A 15,967-nucleotide genomic window follows, 5' to 3' on the forward strand; every position below is an offset into this window, starting at 1 on the left:
CGGGTCGAAGACCGCAGCAGGCGCTCGGAAATGAAGAGCCACAATGAAAGCCGCTCGCGTCCGATGACGCGGGCGGCTTTCGTTCGCCGCCGGACCGCACCGCCACCTCCGGCGCATCCGCCGTCGACAGCGCTGGCGCTTCCAGGCACGCCCCATCCACCTCACAGCGCTTCAGCCGCCCGCCGATGGGTACACCCCCAACGGTGCTGGGGCGTAGCGTGAGGTAACCAGGGCCTACCTATCGAGAGGAGGCCCGGTATGGAACCCGCTGATCTGATCGTGGTCGGCGCCTCGGCCGGTGGTGTCGAAGCGCTGCGGGAGTTCGTGCGCGGCCTGCCCGAAGATCTGGCCGCCGCCGTCCTGGTGGTGCTGCACATGCCGCCACGCGGCGTGAGCGCGCTCGCCCCCATTCTCGGCCGGTCCGGCCCCTTGCCCGCGGTACCCGCCGGGGACGGCATGGTGCTGGAGCGGGCGCGCATCCACACCGCCGTGCCGGACCACCATCTGCTGGTACGCGACGGCCGTATCCGCTTGTCGCGCGGCCCTTCCGAGAACGGGCACCGGCCGGGCGTGGACGCGTTGTTCCGTTCGGCGGCGGTGGAATGGGGCCCGCGGGTGGCCGGCGTGGTGCTGTCGGGTTCGCTGGACGACGGCACGGCCGGGCTGATGCTGGTCAAGCGCCAGGGCGGGCTGGCCGCGGTGCAGGATCCGGAGGAATCGCTGTATCGCGGGATGCCGGCGAGCGCGCTGGCGCACGTGGCGGTGGATCTGGTGCTGCCGGCGGCCGAGCTCGGCGGAGCGCTGGCGGAGATCCTGAAGCAGCGCCGGTCGGTGCTGCCGCCGCCCCCACTGTCCGAACTGGACCGAATCGAGGCCTATATCGATGCCGGTTCCCACACCGGCCGGAACGGGGTGGAGGCAATGGCGACACCATCCGGATTGACCTGTCCCGACTGCAGCGGTTCGCTGTACTCGCTCGCCGACGGCCTGCGCTACCGCTGCCGCGTCGGCCACGCCTGGTCGGCCGAAGCCTTGCTGACCGAACAGGACCTGGAGGTGGAGAAGGCGCTGTGGACGGCGCTGCGGGCGCTGCAGGAGAAGCAGCAGCTGGCGGAGCGAATGCACGACGATGCCAGGCGTTTCGGCGATTCGGCCCTGGCCGCGCGCTTCGCCGATCAGGGGTCCGAACACGGCCATGCTGCGGAAGTCATCCGGAAGCTGCTGGTCGGGCGTGGAAACGAGCGGCCGGGCTAGTACGTTATGCCTGTGGACCAGGAAAACCCGCCCCGCCCAGCGCACGGCTTCGAGGAGATCCTGCAGTACCTCAAGGAAGCCCGTGGTTTCGATTTCACCGGCTACAAACGCAGCAGTCTCATGCGCCGGGTGGACCGGCGGCTGTCCCAGCTCGGCGTGGAGGACTACGTCGAGTATCTGGATGTGCTGCAAGCCAATTCGGACGAGTTCGTGGCGCTGTTCAACACCATCCTGATCAATGTCACCGGCTTCTTCCGCGATGCCGACGCCTGGGAGTACCTGCAGACCCAGGTGGTGCCGACCATGCTGGCCGAACGCGGTCCGGAGGAACCGGTGCGGGTGTGGTGCGCGGGCTGCGCGTCCGGCGAGGAGGCGTACGGGCTGGCCATCGTGCTGGCGGAAGTGCTCGGCATCGACGAGTTCCGGCAGCGGGTGAAGATCTACGCCACCGATGTGGACGAGGAGGCGCTCACCACCGCCCGGCACGCGGTCTACAGCGAGAAGGAAGTGCATCCGCTGGGGCCGGATCTGGTTCAGCGCTATTTCGAACCGATCGGCGGGCGCTACTCCTTCCGCAAGGATCTGCGCCGCTCGGTCATCTTCGGCCGCAACGATCTGGTGCAGGACGCCCCGATCTCCCGCATCGACATGCTGGCCTGCCGCAACACCCTGATGTACTTCAATGCCGAAACCCAGACCAAGATCCTGGACAAGTTCCATTTCGCCTTGGCCCCACGGGGAATGCTGTTCCTCGGCAAGGCGGAGATGCTGCTCTCGCACAGCCGCATCTTCGATCCGGTGGACCTCAAGCGCCGCGTCTTCCGCAAGGTGCCGACCTCGCGGGTGGATGTGGGATCGGTGTTCGGTCGCGCGCTGGTGCCCGACCGCCGCGAGATGGATCAGGTGGAGACATTGCGGAGCATGGCCTTTTCGACCGGCCCCGTCTCGCAGGTGGTGCTGAACGGCGACGACGTGGTGGCGCTGGCCAACCAGCAGGCGAAGCATCTGTTCGGGCTGACCGATCGCGATATCGGCCGTCCGCTACGGGATCTGGAGCTGTCCTACCGTCCGGTGGAACTGCGCGGCTACATCGATCAGGTGCGGACCGAGCGGCGGGCGCTGCGCATCAAGGACATCGAATGGCAGCGCGGGCCGGGCGAAGTGCTGGCCTTGGAGGTACATGTGAGTCCGCTGGTGGCCGACGATATCGCGCTCGGGGTGTCGCTGGTCTTCCACGATGTGACGGCGACCCGGCGGCTGCTCACCGAGCTGAATCGCGCCAATCAGCAACGCGAGTCGGCGTACGAGGAGTTGCAGTCCACCAATGAGGAGCTGGAGACCACCAATGAGGAACTCCAGTCCACGGTGGAGGAGCTGGAGACGACGAACGAGGAACTCCAGTCCACCAATGACGAGTTGCAGACCATCAATCAGGAATTGCGGGAGCGCAGCAGCGAACTCGACGAGGTGAACGAGTTCTTCGCCGCCGTGATGAGCTCGTGGCCGGCCGGTGTGGCGGTGATCGACAGCTCCATGCGGATCGTGGTGTGGAACAGCGGAGCCGAGAACCTGTGAGGCATGCGTTCGGACGAGGCGGAAGGCGAGCATCTGCTGAATCTGGATATCGGATTGCCGGTGGCCGAACTGCGTCCGGTGGTGCGGCCCGCGCTCAGCGATCCGAACTATCACTGCGAGATCAAGCTGGACGGGGTGAACCGGCGCGGGCGCAGCGTGACGGTGCGGGTGGTGTGCACCTCGCTGCGCGATCGGTCCGGCGCCGCCACCGGAGCGATCCTGGTCATGGAACCGCTCGGCAGCGGAGATGCGGAAACCGCTACGGCGGCAGGGAATTGAGACCGTGCAGGTACCGGCGGCGCGGGCCGGCGGCCAGCACCGCCCACACCACCTTGCCGGTCGGCCAGCGCGGCGTGCAGCCCCAGGCGCCGGCCAGCCGGGCCACCACGTGCAGGCCGTAGCACCGTGACGAGCCGGGTGCGGGCTCGCGCAGCACGGCTTCGCGCGGGTCGGAGTCGGCCACCGCGACGGTGAACAGGCCGGAGCGATATTCCAGCCGCACCTGTATATCGGCGGCGACCCGGCTGTGCAGGAAAGAGTTCTCGACCAGTTCGGTGACCACCAGCAGGGCGTCGGCGCGCACCTCGGCGAGCTCCCAATGCGCGCAGGTCTCCTCGACGAAACGGCGCGCGAGCTGGGCGCTTTCGGCGGTCGGCGGCAATTCGATACCGCTGCGCCGGCGCACCGGCGGATGACCGAGCGTCGCGAAGGCTTCGGTCAGCGAACTGTAGACCGGTACGAACCGATGCAGGGCGGTGTGGCGCAACCTGGCACACCGGTCTGGGTCCTTGGCGACCAGCACGATGGGCACGCCTGGCCAGTCACCGACTCGCATCCAGGCGCTGGAGAAGGCGGTCAGCAGCGGCTCGGCGCGTATGACCAGCTCGTCCAGTACGACGATCACCGCCCGCGGCTCGTCGACGGTGAATTTAACCAGGTCATCGGTGAAATTCCGATAGACAGCCGAGTTCAGCTCACCGCGTGGCGTGACGACCGCGCAGCCCCATAACTCCAATCGATCCCACCGGATCTCCGGCCCACCCAGCACTTGCCCCACCACATCACTCTCGCGTACCGCTTCGCGACTGCCCGCGAACGCCGTTGTCGCGCGGGCGATTCCGGTAAATCTCACCGTCGACTGCACCGAAAGGATCACTCCGGGTGCATGCGGTTCACAGTAAGGAGATACCCACCCGATCGGCCCACAACCGGAATTCGCCCGATAACGCCGGTCTCGGCCGCTCGTACGCGCAGTGCACAGTCGCCGGCCGGAGTACCGCCGTCACCGGCTCGCACCGAGCCGCCCAGCTAGACAAATTGTCCAGCTACACGGGGGTTTGTTGTCGCGATCACATTACGGTGCTTGCATCGAGGTATGTTCACCGAAGCTCAGCTGTATTCTCCGGTCACCACAGGGGCCGACGGCGATGTCACCGTGCATCTGAGCGACGAGCATCCCGGTGTGCACGACGCCGACTATCGCGCCCGCCGCAATGCGATTGCCGCTCTCGCCCTGGGCTACCGAGCCGGCGAACCGGTGCCGCGGGTCGAATACACCGGCGAGGAACAGGAAGTGTGGCGGATCGTGTCCGCCGAACTGGCGCGCAAACGCGCGAAATACGCGTGCGCCGAAGTGATCGAGGCGGCGAACCGGCTGGGGCTGCCCGCCGATCGCATTCCGCAATTGGACGAGGTGTCGGCGAAACTGGTGCCGCTCACCGGCTTCCGCTATGTGCCGGCCGCCGGGCTGGTGCCGCTGCGGGAGTTCTTCGGCTCCTTCGCCGACCGGGTGTTCCATTCCACCCAGTACATTCGCCATCATTCCGCGCCGCTGTACACGCCCGAACCGGATGCGGTGCACGAAATCCTCGGGCACGCCAATCAATTGGCGAGTCCGCGGTTCGCGGCGCTGTACGAGACCGTGGGCGCGGCGGTCGCCCGCCTCACCTCCGACACCGCGCTCAAGTTCCTGGCCGACGTGTTCTGGTTCTCGATGGAATTCGGCGTGCTGCGCGAACACGGTGAAATCCGTTGCTACGGTGCGGGCCTGCTGTCCTCGTACGGCGAGATCGAGGAATTCCGGGAGGCCGAACTGCGCCCGCTGAACATTCGCGAGATGGGCACCCGGGTCTACGACATCACGCACTATCAGCCGGTGCTGTACTGCGCGGAATCCATCGGCGAGATCGAGGACGTGGTGGGGGCGTTCTTCGAATCCATGACCGACGACACGGTGGCGGAGCTGACCGCGACCGCCTAGAGCGGCATGCCGGCGGCCAGGAAATCGATCACGCGCAGGATCTGGTCGCGGTCGAAGGTGAGCGTCTGCGCGGTCAGCGCGCCCAGCATCGCCCCCGTCATGGCCCCGGCCATCGCCCGGATCTCGAAATCGTCCGGGCTGCGGCCCAGGCGCTCCGCGGCGATGCCCGACATGAGCTCGATATTGCGCTCGAGTTCCCGGGCCATGGCGCCGCGCAGTTCCGGCACCGAGTAGACCAGCGCCATCCGTTCCCGCTCGAATTCCAGTTCCGCGGTGGTGATCTCGTCGAACGCCTCCACGATCGCGGCCCGCACGGCGGCGATGAGCGGCAGCTCCCGTGGCTGCGTGGCGATGGCCCGGACCATCAGCGGATCCAGGTCGTCGGCCAGCACCACCTGTTCCTTGGACGGGAAGTACCGGAAGAAGGTGCTGGGCGAGACCTCCGCGGCCTCGGCGATCTGCTCGACGGTGGTCTCGCCGTACCCCTGTTCCCGGAAGAGCCGGAACGCCTCGGTGCGGATGGTGCGCCGGGTGCGTTCCTTCTTCCGTTCCCGCAGGGTCGGCTTGTGCCGCCCCGCGGGTTCCACGGTGATCTGGGGATTGGACTCAGCCGGCATGCACTGATTCTGCAACATCGGTCTCGGACTCCGGTGCGACCGGCCGGCGGGTGAGCAGGGCGGCCAGCACGGTGGCCGCGAGGCAGATGGCCGCGCAGACCCAGAGCATGGCGCTCATACCGTCGAGAAACGCGCTCTGCACGTGGTGCAGCACGGCGGGATCGCCGAGCTTACGAGCCACTCCGACACCGGCATTGACGCCGTCGGCGATCGGATCGTGGTTCAGCTCGCCCAGGCTCGAGCGGTACTGCGTGGACAGCACGGTCCCCAGCACCGCGACGCCGATGGTGCCCGAGGCCTGCCGGAGCGCCTGCAGCAGTGCCGATCCCGAGCCGGCGCGGTCGGCGGCCAATTCACCCATGGCCAGGCCCATGGCGGCGGGCATGACGAATCCCATGCCGAATCCGAGCAGGGCGATGGCGAGCGCGGCGAACCAGTACGCGCTGTCCACGGTGATCAGCGCGCCCAGCCCCAGCCCGATGGCCAGCAGCGCGAAGCCGGTGGTGAGCACGACCCGCAGCCCGGCCTTGGGCAGCACCTTGTCGACCACCCGGGAGCCGATGGCCAGACCGCCGATGAGCGGCAGCAGCCGCAATCCGCTGCCCAGGGCGTCCGCGCCCAGCACCGCCTGGAAGTACTGCGGCATGGTGAAGAACAACCCGAACATGGCGAAGTTGACGATCACCGAATAGACGGTCCCCCAACGGAATCCGGGTGCGGCGAAGAGACCGACGTCGATCAGCGGATTGGCCGAGCGGCGCTGCCAGAGCAGGAACCCGCCGAGCACCAGCACCCCGGCCGCCACCGCCGCCCAGCCCGCGCCATCGCCCCAGCCCTGCTCGCCCAGCCGGATGAAACCGTAAGTGAGCCCGAGCATTCCGGCCGCGGACAGCACCACGCCCGGCAGGTCGATGCGGAAGTCGTTGTCGCTGCGGGATTCCGGCACCAGCAGCGCCACCGCGGTCGCGCCGATCACCACCATGGGCACATTGAGCAGGAACACCGAGCCCCACCAGAAGTGCTGCAGCAGCCATCCGCCGACGATCGGCCCCAGCGGCAGCCCGATGGCGGTGGAGGTGATCCAGATGGTCAGCGCGCGCTGCCGCTGCGCCGGTTCCGGGAACAGCCCCGGCAGCACCGCCATCGACAGCGGGATCATGGCCGCGGCCGCCACGCCGAGCACCACCCGGGCGGCGATGAGCTGTCCCGAGGAGGCGGCGAAGGCACAGGCGAGCGAGGCCGCGCCGAACACCAGCAGCGCCCCGAGCAGGAACTTCTTACGCCCGTAGCGGTCGCCGAGCGCGCCCGCGGGCAGCATGACGGCGGCCAGGGCCAGGGTGTACGCGCTGCTGAACCACTGCAGCGCGGCGGTGTCGGCGTGCAGGTCGACGGCGAGGGTGGGCAGGGCGACGGTGAGCACGGTGACGTCGAGGCCGATGGTCAGCATGGCCACGGCCAGCGCACCGAGGGCCAGCCAGCGGCGCACTCCGGGATCATTCATGACAGTTCCAATCAAGTGATGGTAACTAGATAATGAGAGAGTCTCTCATTTGCTACACGCTGTCAATTCTTGACGCGACATGAACCTTGCAGCCTGCTAACGTGCACCGGTCTGTTTTTGAATTACGGGACCCCGCAACGGGTCTGGGAACACGAGGCTCCAAATGACCGCTGAAGCAACCGAATCCGCCGCCACCCCCCTGCACCTGCAAGGACGCGACGCCGTCATCGCCGCCGCCGCCCCCGAGGACTGGCGGGAGGGCGCGCCCGATTACCACTTGAGCGCGCAGGTGATTCCGGTCGAGCGCAGCACCCAGCACGCACCCGATTCGCTCGAGCACATCGTCGAAGAACTCGTGAAGGTCTTCGAGATGGAGGTCTCGCACAAGAAGGACCCCGCCAAGTGGGTCTCCCTGGTGGCCGAGCACTACCGGGGCCGGGTCAACGGCGGACCGTGGCAGGACGCCGAGGAATTCGCCCGCATCGGCTCCTACAACATCCTGATCGGCGAGAACCCCTTCTACGACGTCGCGGGCGAGACCTTCGAGTCCTCGCACGACATCTTCCACACCGCCTTCCCCGGCGGTTTCTTCTGGGAGGTGCTGGAAGTGCTGGCCGGCCCGCCGACCGTCACCTTCAAATGGCGGCACTGGGGTCGCTACACCGGCGAGTACAAGGGTCACCAGCCGACCGGGGAAATGATCGAGATGACCGGCATCACCATCGCCAAGGTCTCCGACGACCTGCGCATTCTGGAACTGGAGCACTTCTACGACAACAACAAGCTGCTCGGCCCGCTGGCGCACGGCTGCCCGGTCCAGCACCAGAGCTGATCACACCCGCGAGGCGGGCCGCATTTAAGCTCATGATCGATGAGCATCCGCAGGAGTAACCGCGCCTCGCTTCGCATCGCCGCCGTGGTGGCGGTGGGCCTGTCCGCCCTCGCCGGCGGGTCGATCGCATCGCTACCCGGTGCGGCGCACGGCCAACCGTCCACCACGACAACGCCTTTCACCACGCCGAACACCGACGGCTGCCCGCAGAAGACCGCGCCGCCGCCGCCCATCGACGCCTCCGAGGTGCCCGCGCCCGGGCAGACCGCGCCCGCCGCGCTGCCGGTGCCGAGCACGCCGATCGGCGGCAAGGAACTGGGCGGCTGCGGACTGGTGCTGCCCAAGGGCGCGCCCGCGGTGCCGGAGGGCATCTCGGCCACCGCGTGGATGGTGTCGGACCTGGATACCGGCAAGGTCCTGGCGGCCAAGGATCCGCACGGACGCTACCGGCCCGCCTCCACCATCAAGGTGCTGCTCGCGGATGTGGCGCTGCGGGTGCTGGATCTGAACAAGACGGTGACCGGGACCCAGGAGGACGCGGACGCCGACGGCACCCGGGTCGGCATCGGGCCGGGCGGCAAATACACCAACCGGCAGCTGTTCCAGGCGCTGATCATGGCGTCCGGCAACGATGCCGCCCATGCCATCGCGGCCCAGCTGGGCGGGGACGAGGCCGCGGTGGCCAAGATGAACGAACGGGCGAAAGCCTTGCAGGCGTTGGACACTCGCGCCGCGACACCGTCCGGGCTGGACGGGCCGGGGATGAGCACCTCGGCCTACGATCTGTCCACGATCTTCCGCGACGCCATGACGCTGCCGCTGTTCGCCGAGCTGATCCACACCGAGGAAGTGCAGTTCCCGGGGTATCCGGCGGATCCGAAGAACCCCGAGGACAAGGATCATCCGGGCTATCCCATCGCCAACGACAATCACCTGCTGTTCGAGTACGACGGGGCGATCGGCGGCAAGACCGGGTTCACCGACGACGCCCGGCAGACGTTCGTCGCGGCCGCGCAGCGCAACGGCCACCGGCTGGTGGTCACGCTGCTGAAGGCCGATGTGCGGCCCTTCCGGCCGTACGAGCAGGCGGCGAAGCTGCTCGATTACGGCTTCGCGCTGCCGTCCGGGAGCAGCGTGGGCACGCTGACCGCAGCCGGGACCAAATCCAGCGCCGCGCCGGAAACCAATGTGGCGCTTGCCAGTCCGCCGCAGTCGACCGGCGGCGAGGCCAGCGGGCCGAGTTCGAGCCACGGCGATCTGCGGGTGACGCTGATGGTCGGCGGCGTTATTTTAGTGGTCGTTTTACTGGCCGGCGCGCGGCGGCTGAATCGGCGCCGCTGAGGTTGTCATACCGTCCGGCACGGTTCATTGGTTTGCCGTTGGTAGGTCATTGGTGGCCGCTCGCACAGTGATGACAAGCCCGAACAGGCCCGTCACCCACAGGAGCAGAGCAATGAAATCCACCACCCAGACCCGCCGACTGGTTACGTTGGCGGCCACCGCGATCGCCTTCGGCGCCATCGGAGTGTCCGCGTCGGTGGGCACCGCCGCCGCCGGCCTGGCGTCCGCGCCCATGCCGCGCACCGCCGGCTGGAATATCGACAATGTGTCCGGCGGCTTCACCGCGCCGGTCCAGGCGACCGAGCCCGACAATGCCACGCCCAGCCCGGTGGCCGCCGGCGCGGACGGGGTCGGCGCGACCTCGACCCCGAGCATGACCGGCCGCTGAGCCTCAGCGGCGGCGTCGTGCCGAAACCAGCGCTCCCGCAATCGCTCCCGCACCGAACAAGGCCGCACCCGCGCCGGCCGTGAGCCCCGGCCCCGCCACCCGGGGTTCGATCACGGCCGGAGCGGGCGGCGGAATATCCGCGGGCACTTCGTTTTCCGAGGCCGTGGCCGCCCAGGCGGTGGCGAACAGGATGATGCGGGCGGTGATGTAGCTGAACACCATGAGGCCGATGATCGGGCCGAACACCGCGCCCGCCGGGCCGGTGACCACCGATTTCAAGATGATCGAGGCCAGCTGCTTGAACGCCTCGAAGGCGATGGCCGCCATCAGCGCCGCCCGCGCGGCGCTGCGGAAGGTGACCGGATGGCGCGGCATGCGAGCGATGATCCACACCAGCACCGCCCAGTTGGCGCCGATGGCCAGCAGCAGCGACAGCAGCGTGAGCAGCAGTGTGATCCAACCGGATTCGGCGATATCGAACTTCTTCAGCAGGGTGCGGATGAGGCCGCTGGAGGCCAGCACCGACAGGCCGAGCGAGACGCCGATGGCGAAGAACAGGCCCACCAGCGCCAGCAGATCCGACAGCTTGCTGACCACGAAATTGCGTTCCTTGGCCGGCTGATCCCACTGCTCGGTGAGCGCGGCGCGCAGGTTGGCGATCCAGCCCAGCCCCGCGTACGCGCCGGTGAGCAGGCCGATCACACCCACCCCGGTGCGCGATTCCACCGCCTGGTTGATCAGATCGTTGACCGAATCGCCCGCCGCGCCCGGAATGTTCTCGACGATCTTGTTCTGAATGTCGGTGAGCCACTCCGGGTTTCGCGCGAGCACGAAGCCCGCCGCCGCGAAACCCACCATCAGCAGCGGGAACAGCGACAGCACCGTGAAATAGGTGATGCCCGCGGCGTAGTAGTCACCACGCTGCCGCTGATAGCGGCCCGCCGCGCGCACCATGTGATCGAGCCACGGCCGGCGCTGGATCTGATGCTCGATCCACGCCTTGACCGACCCGACGACCTTGCCGAACAACCCGCCCACCTTCCGCACTTCGGCGCGGCGGGCGACCGGATCAGCGGGCCAGGAACCCGACCCGGTCGTACACCTGCGCTAGCGTCTTCCCGGCAACCTCCCGTGCCCGCTCCGCGCCGGCGGCGATGATGCGGTCGAGTTCGCCCTGGTCGGACATGTATTCTTCCACCTTCGCGCGCAGTGGGGTGACGAACTCCACCAGAGCGTCGGCGGTATCCGACTTCAGGTCACCGTAGCCTTTACCGGCGTAATCCTGTTCGAGCGTGACGATCGGGGTGTCGGTGAGCGAGCTGAGGATCACCAGCAGGTTGCTCACGCCCGGCTTGGTCTCCGGGTCGTACTTGATCTCACGCTCGGTGTCGGTCACCGCGGAGCGGATCTTCTTGGCCGAGACCTTGGGATCGTCGAGCAGGTTGAGCAGGCCGGCATCGGTATTGGCCGACTTGCTCATCTTCGAGGTGGGATCCTGCAGGTCGTAGATCTTGGCGGTGCCGGTCGTCATGTACGGCTCGGGCACCACGAAGGTCTTCTTGAAACGAGTGTTGAAGCGCTGCGCCAGGTTCCGGGTCAGCTCCAGGTGCTGGCGCTGATCCTCGCCGACCGGCACCAGGTTGGCGCGGTAGAGCAGGATGTCGGCGGCCATCAGCACCGGGTAGGTGAACAGGCCCACGGTCGCGTTGTCCGCGCCCTGCTTGACCGACTTGTCCTTGAACTGGGTCATCCGGCTGGCCTCGCCGAAGCCGGTGATGCAGTTCAGCACCCAGGCCAGTTCGGCGTGCTCGGGCACCTGCGACTGCACGAACAGCGTCGACTTCTTGGGATCCACGCCGAGCGCGAACAGCTGCGCCGCCGAGATCTTGGTCCGCTTGCGCAGTTCCTTCGGGTCCTGCGCCACCGTGATGGCGTGCAGGTCCGGAATGAAGTAGAAGGCGTCGTAATCGTCCTGCAGGCGCACCCAGTTCTGCAGTGCGCCAAGGTAATTGCCGAGGTGGAACGAATCACTCGTCGGCTGGATCCCCGACAGGACCCGCTGCTTGCGTTCGGCGGCTGGTACAGGACTCGACATGCCCCGATCTTCGCATGTGGGCTAAGCGGAGTGTCGATCCACCCAGTTGCGCGGGTCCACTCCCGGCATGCTCGGCTTGCCGGAGCCGACGAGCCGCTGTTCGCGGCGGGTGGCGAGCTTGTAGAGCGGGTAGCTGGGGCCGGTCATCGGAGCGTGCAGCGGGTTGCCGACCAGGGGCGGGGACAGGTGGGCGGTGCGGACGGCGCGGGCCAGGGCACGGAAGGCGACCTCCTCCTTGATGCCCCAGGTCAGGTGGTACATCTCGCGGACGCGTTTGGGGAGGCTGCCCTGGACCAGCAGGGCGAAGCCGGACATGGCCTGCTGGACGGGGGCGGGTAGGGGGTGGGCGACCTGCTGGCCCATGAGGTAGCCACCGACCAGTCGGGCTTCTTCGGTGAGGAACGGTTCGTCGGAGGCCAGGTAGCCGTCGAAGTACTCACGGAATTCGCGATAGGTGGGCGGGGCGGCTTCGCGGGGCATGCCGAACAGCTCACCCCATCGGATGTAGTCCTGGTACAGCCCTTCACGTTCCGTGCCGGTCAGTTTGCGCACCAGCAGGTCGTGCATGACCTCGGCGGAATCGAAGGTGAAGGCCATGGTCATGAACATCAGCTGCGGGTCGTGCGCGGAGTAGTCCGTGCCCGCCGGATTCCGCTCGCCCGAGTCCTCGGGCAGCTTTCCTTGCACCGGCGCGTGCCGCTTGCGCGTGAACGCCCGCGCCCGATCGGCCTCCTCGCGCGTCCCCAGCGATACCGCCTCGAACATCCGCCCGGTCAGCGCGAGCCGGGTGTACGGCGTGGTCCGGTGCTGGGTGTTCTCGGCCGTCCCCACGTACAGCAGCGGATGCACCGCCCCGATGACCAGCGCCCGCTGCCCGTAGGTGAGCCCCACGGCCCGCCGGCGCATGACGCGCCTGATCATCGAATCCTCGCCGAAATAGCCGGCCTGTGCAGGCATCGTTGCCTCCCGAGAACACCGTGTGATGCAGCCCACCACATCTGAAAGACAGAGTCCCCCACGCTCCCCCAATCTGGCAACCCCTACTACCAGAATCGCTGCCGTGCCAGAATCGATCCGTGACCGGCCAACGGACCTACGGCGGCATCTCCGCCGAAGAACGCCGCACGCAACGCCGCGCGGCCCTGCTCGACGCCGCCCTCGACATCCTCGGCACCCAGCCCCTCGAGAAGCTCACCGTCGCCGCCCTCTGTTCCGGCGCGGGCCTCAACGAGCGCTACTACTACGAGAACTTCGACAGCCGCGAAGCCGTCCTGTCCACCCTCTTCGACACCATCGCCGAAGAACTCGCCGCCGCCCTGATCGTCGCCGTCCAATCCGCCCCCGCCGACACCCGCGGCAAAGCCCACGCCGCCATCACCGCCGGCATCCACGTCCTCACCGACGACCCCCGCAAAGCCCGGGTAGCCCTCCTGGTCACCTCCGCCACCCCCGAACTACGCACCCGCACCGCCCACACCATTCGCGCCTTCGCCAATCTCGTTGCCGCCGAAGGCATCGACTTCTACGGCCTCACCGACACCACCCCCTCCCCCACCATCACCTTCCGCGCCACCTACCTCGTCGGCGGGCTCGTCCAAACCCTCACCACCTGGCTCCAGGGGGACCTCCCCATGACCCGCGACGAGCTGATCGCCCACACCACAGACATTTTCGTACTCCTAGGCGAGGACTCAGCACGGCAATTGCAGACCCCGGATCAGCGTCACGCGCCGGGAGGTCCACACCCGGGCCACGGCGCGCGGGTGACGTAGATTCGTCAGTCATGACAGAGAACCGCGACTACGCGCCCGGCACGGTGCGGTACCGGTGAAGGTTTCCCCGAAGCTGCGCGCATGGTTGTTGCTGGGCGTCGCGGTGGCCATGCTGCTGGTCGCCGTCCTGGTTTCACGGGGCGGTGATCACAAGGACTCCGATGCCAAGAGCGGGCCGGTGGCCGCCTCCACCACCACCGCGCCGAAACCCGGTGGCGCCAGGCCCGATTCGACTACGACGGTCAAACCGGGCGGCAATGCCGTCGATACCAGCACCCTCGCCCGCGCGCCCGGCGTCCCCGATCGCGCCTACCAGACGCTGATCGAGATCGACGCGGGCCGCTGGCCGGATTCCGCCAACGCGCCCGGCACGCAGGGCGGCGAGACCTGGATGAATCGCGATCGCACCTTGCCCACGCAGGACGCGTCCGGCAAGAAGATCACCTATCAGGAATGGGACGTCAACCCGAAGCGCCGCGGCCAGACCCGCGATGCCGAACGCATTGTCACCGGCAGCGACGGCACCGCCTGGTACACCGGCGACCACTACAAGACCTTCACGAGGATGCGCTGATGCCCAAGCCCATGCCGCTGTCGCAGTTCCTCTCCGCCCCGGCCGTTTCCGCCGCGGCCGCCGTACCCGCGCCGACCCTGGGCGTGCTGCCCGTCGGCGCGGCCGAATTCTCCGGCGTGCGCAGCCGCATCCCCGCCGACTACCGCGCCCGCGAAGTCCGCGGCCGGCGCATGCGCACGGTCGCGGAGGTCTTCGACGAGTTCGCCGCCGCGTTCCAATTCCCCTACTACTTCGGCGAGAACAAGGACGCCTTCGACGAATGCCTGCGCGATCTCGATGAATTCATCGGTTCCGCGGCGGGATACGTGGTCGTCGTCCGCAATGCCGCGCTGCTGCTGGACGAGCAGCCCGAGGACCGCGACTGGTTCGCCGAGGCGATGGCGGATGCGGCGGCCGCCTGGGCCAAGCGGGGCATCGCCTTCCGGGTGGTCCTGCAGGATGCCGTCCCGCCCGGTCTCGAGGCGGTCCCGCTGACCCTCGACGCCCCGTCCGCCTGACCCGCCAAGATCAGGAAATTCACCGAAATCGGACTGCATTCGCGCGCGGTCCTCATATAGTCAGGCCGTGCTAGAACCTGTTGCAGTTTCGCTGCTCAGCCGTCGAAAACTCCTGATGAACAGCGCTTTTCTGCTGGCGGGCGGTCTCTCCGCGACCTCTTGCGGTCCCGCTCCGGCGCTCGGCGAGACAGCTGCTTCCGGCACCATCGTCTGGCGCTACGGCTTGGAGAACGAACAACTCCGGGCCCTGCGCTACAGCAAGGGAGTCGTACTCGCCGACACCGGCACGGGCATCACCGGCATAGACGCGAAGACCGGCAAGAAGCTCTGGCAGGCGACGATCGCCGGGCCTGGTATCGACCGCCACGCGTTCATCGCCGAAGGCACCCTCTACCTGTGCGGCGCCGAACCCGACGGTGAGCGCGCCATCGCCCTGGATGCGGTTTCCGGCCAACGCAAATGGACCTTCGACGCCCCCGCCGACACCGCCCTCATCGGCATCCACGGCGTACGCGACGGCATCGCCCACCTCTTCACCCTGAACCGCGCCACCGCCCACCACGAAATCCTGGCCGTCGACACCACCACCCGCGCCATTCGCTGGACCGCGCCCTGCCCCACCGACAACACCGCCCTCCACATCCCCGCCACCGGCGCACTGATCTACAGCTCGCGCGAAAACGGCGGCGACCTCATCGCCTTCGACACCGAAAACAACGGCGCCACAGTCTGGTCCAAACAAGACGACCCCACCGCCGCCGCGACCACCATCGCCACCGGCCTGGTCGCCGGCGCCATCCTCGCCACCGACGGCTCCCGCATCGTCTCCGCCCTGGACCCGAAAACCGGTGCCCCCCTCTGGAAAACCCACGAACTAGCCACCCCCGCTGACACCCTGTTCGCCGACGCCGACGCCTACTACCGCTGCGACGGCACCAAACTCCAGGCCCTCCGCCCCGGTCCCGAAGCCGCCGTCCTATGGACCCTCACCGTCTCCGACAGAGCCGAAGCCCGCAACGCCACCGCCTACCTCACCTCCGGAACCTGCTACTTCCTGGCCGCGAACACCCTGCGCGCCATAGACGCCCGCACCGGCAACCCGCGCTGGTCCCGCACCATTGACACCCCGGCCCCCGCCACTCCCTTCACAGTCGGCGAAACCCACTGCTACCTCGGATCCTCCTCCGACCCAGCTACTTCCGGCCTGATCGCCATCGCCCGCTGACCAGCCGTCCCGCCATGCCGGCGCGACATCGGATTC

15 protein-coding genes and 1 pseudogene are annotated in these 15,967 nt (G+C 67.8%); 10 read left to right on the forward strand and 6 right to left on the reverse strand.

Annotated elements, in window-relative coordinates:
• The first annotated feature begins 258 nt into the window (after positions 1 to 258).
• Together LTV02_RS26080 and LTV02_RS26085 are read left to right on the forward strand one after the other, a co-directional pair.
• Positions 259 to 1,254, forward strand: coding sequence for a chemotaxis protein CheB (locus LTV02_RS26080; protein WP_233034481.1), 996 nt, complete (start codon positions 259 to 261; stop codon positions 1,252 to 1,254).
• Positions 1,255 to 1,260: 6 nt separating this feature from the next.
• A pseudogene (locus LTV02_RS26085) lies at positions 1,261 to 3,108 on the forward strand (CheR family methyltransferase).
• Here the strand turns inward: LTV02_RS26085 and LTV02_RS26090 are convergent.
• Positions 3,089 to 3,961 carry an ATP-binding protein gene (locus LTV02_RS26090; protein ID WP_233034482.1) on the reverse strand — a complete coding sequence of 291 codons (873 nt, stop codon included), beginning with the start codon at positions 3,959 to 3,961 and terminating at the stop codon, positions 3,089 to 3,091. The pseudogene LTV02_RS26085 and the gene LTV02_RS26090 overlap by 20 nt on opposite strands.
• A 243-nt stretch (positions 3,962 to 4,204) precedes the next feature.
• Between LTV02_RS26090 and LTV02_RS26095 the strand changes: the two genes are divergently transcribed.
• A complete protein-coding gene (locus tag LTV02_RS26095) occupies positions 4,205 to 5,089 on the forward strand; it encodes a phenylalanine 4-monooxygenase (RefSeq protein WP_233034483.1) in 885 nt (294 codons plus the stop codon).
• Here the strand turns inward: LTV02_RS26095 and LTV02_RS26100 are convergent.
• Together LTV02_RS26100 and LTV02_RS26105 are read right to left on the reverse strand one after the other, a co-directional pair.
• A complete protein-coding gene (locus tag LTV02_RS26100) occupies positions 5,086 to 5,706 on the reverse strand; it encodes an acyl-CoA-like ligand-binding transcription factor (protein WP_233034484.1) in 621 nt (206 codons plus the stop codon). The genes LTV02_RS26095 and LTV02_RS26100 overlap by 4 nt on opposite strands.
• Positions 5,696 to 7,207, reverse strand: coding sequence for an MFS transporter (locus LTV02_RS26105; protein ID WP_233034485.1), 1,512 nt, complete (start codon positions 7,205 to 7,207; stop codon positions 5,696 to 5,698). The genes LTV02_RS26100 and LTV02_RS26105 overlap by 11 nt, the downstream gene beginning before the upstream one ends.
• Positions 7,208 to 7,370: 163 nt before the next feature.
• Between LTV02_RS26105 and LTV02_RS26110 the strand changes: the two genes are divergently transcribed.
• From LTV02_RS26110 to LTV02_RS26120, 3 genes are all read left to right on the forward strand, one after another.
• Positions 7,371 to 8,039: an ester cyclase gene (locus LTV02_RS26110; RefSeq protein ID WP_067720663.1), complete on the forward strand. Its 669-nt coding sequence runs from the start codon at positions 7,371 to 7,373 to the stop codon at positions 8,037 to 8,039.
• A gap of 39 nt (positions 8,040 to 8,078) precedes the next feature.
• Positions 8,079 to 9,380 carry a D-alanyl-D-alanine carboxypeptidase family protein gene (locus LTV02_RS26115; protein WP_233034486.1) on the forward strand — a complete coding sequence of 434 codons (1,302 nt, stop codon included), beginning with the start codon at positions 8,079 to 8,081 and terminating at the stop codon, positions 9,378 to 9,380.
• A 112-nt stretch (positions 9,381 to 9,492) separates the two neighbouring features.
• Positions 9,493 to 9,768 (forward strand): hypothetical protein, encoded by a 276-nt coding sequence (locus tag LTV02_RS26120; protein ID WP_233034488.1) that lies wholly within the window; start codon positions 9,493 to 9,495, stop codon positions 9,766 to 9,768.
• Positions 9,769 to 9,771: 3 nt separating this feature from the next.
• On the opposite strand, the gene yhjD is transcribed toward LTV02_RS26120, so the two are convergent.
• From yhjD to LTV02_RS26135, 3 genes are read right to left on the reverse strand one after another with little or no spacing between them, the layout of a single operon-like run.
• Positions 9,772 to 10,797, reverse strand: a complete 1,026-nt coding sequence (gene yhjD / locus LTV02_RS26125; RefSeq protein WP_233034490.1) for an inner membrane protein YhjD — start codon at positions 10,795 to 10,797, stop codon at positions 9,772 to 9,774.
• Between the two features lie 40 nt (positions 10,798 to 10,837).
• A complete protein-coding gene (gene trpS / locus LTV02_RS26130) occupies positions 10,838 to 11,863 on the reverse strand; it encodes a tryptophan--tRNA ligase (protein WP_067720666.1) in 1,026 nt (341 codons plus the stop codon).
• Between the two features lie 21 nt (positions 11,864 to 11,884).
• On the reverse strand, positions 11,885 to 12,820 hold the full coding sequence (locus tag LTV02_RS26135; protein WP_233034492.1) for an oxygenase MpaB family protein: 936 nt from the start codon (positions 12,818 to 12,820) through the stop codon (positions 11,885 to 11,887).
• A gap of 119 nt (positions 12,821 to 12,939) precedes the next feature.
• Here LTV02_RS26135 and LTV02_RS26140 point away from each other — a divergent pair, with 119 nt between their 5' ends.
• From LTV02_RS26140 to LTV02_RS26155, 4 genes are all read left to right on the forward strand, one after another.
• Entirely contained in the window at positions 12,940 to 13,635 is a 696-nt protein-coding gene (locus tag LTV02_RS26140; protein WP_233034493.1) for a TetR/AcrR family transcriptional regulator, read from the forward strand.
• Positions 13,636 to 13,690: 55 nt separating this feature from the next.
• Positions 13,691 to 14,209 (forward strand): ribonuclease domain-containing protein, encoded by a 519-nt coding sequence (locus tag LTV02_RS26145; RefSeq protein ID WP_233034494.1) that lies wholly within the window; start codon positions 13,691 to 13,693, stop codon positions 14,207 to 14,209.
• Entirely contained in the window at positions 14,209 to 14,706 is a 498-nt protein-coding gene (locus LTV02_RS26150) for a barstar family protein (protein WP_233034495.1), read from the forward strand. Before LTV02_RS26145 ends, LTV02_RS26150 begins: the two co-directional genes overlap by 1 nt.
• Before the next feature lie 67 nt (positions 14,707 to 14,773).
• On the forward strand, positions 14,774 to 15,931 hold the full coding sequence (locus LTV02_RS26155) for an outer membrane protein assembly factor BamB family protein (protein WP_233034496.1): 1,158 nt from the start codon (positions 14,774 to 14,776) through the stop codon (positions 15,929 to 15,931).
• Positions 15,932 to 15,967: the final 36 nt, after the last annotated feature.

It is taken from the genome of Nocardia yamanashiensis (assembly GCF_021183565.1).
GTDB lineage: Bacteria > Actinomycetota > Actinomycetes > Mycobacteriales > Mycobacteriaceae > Nocardia > Nocardia yamanashiensis.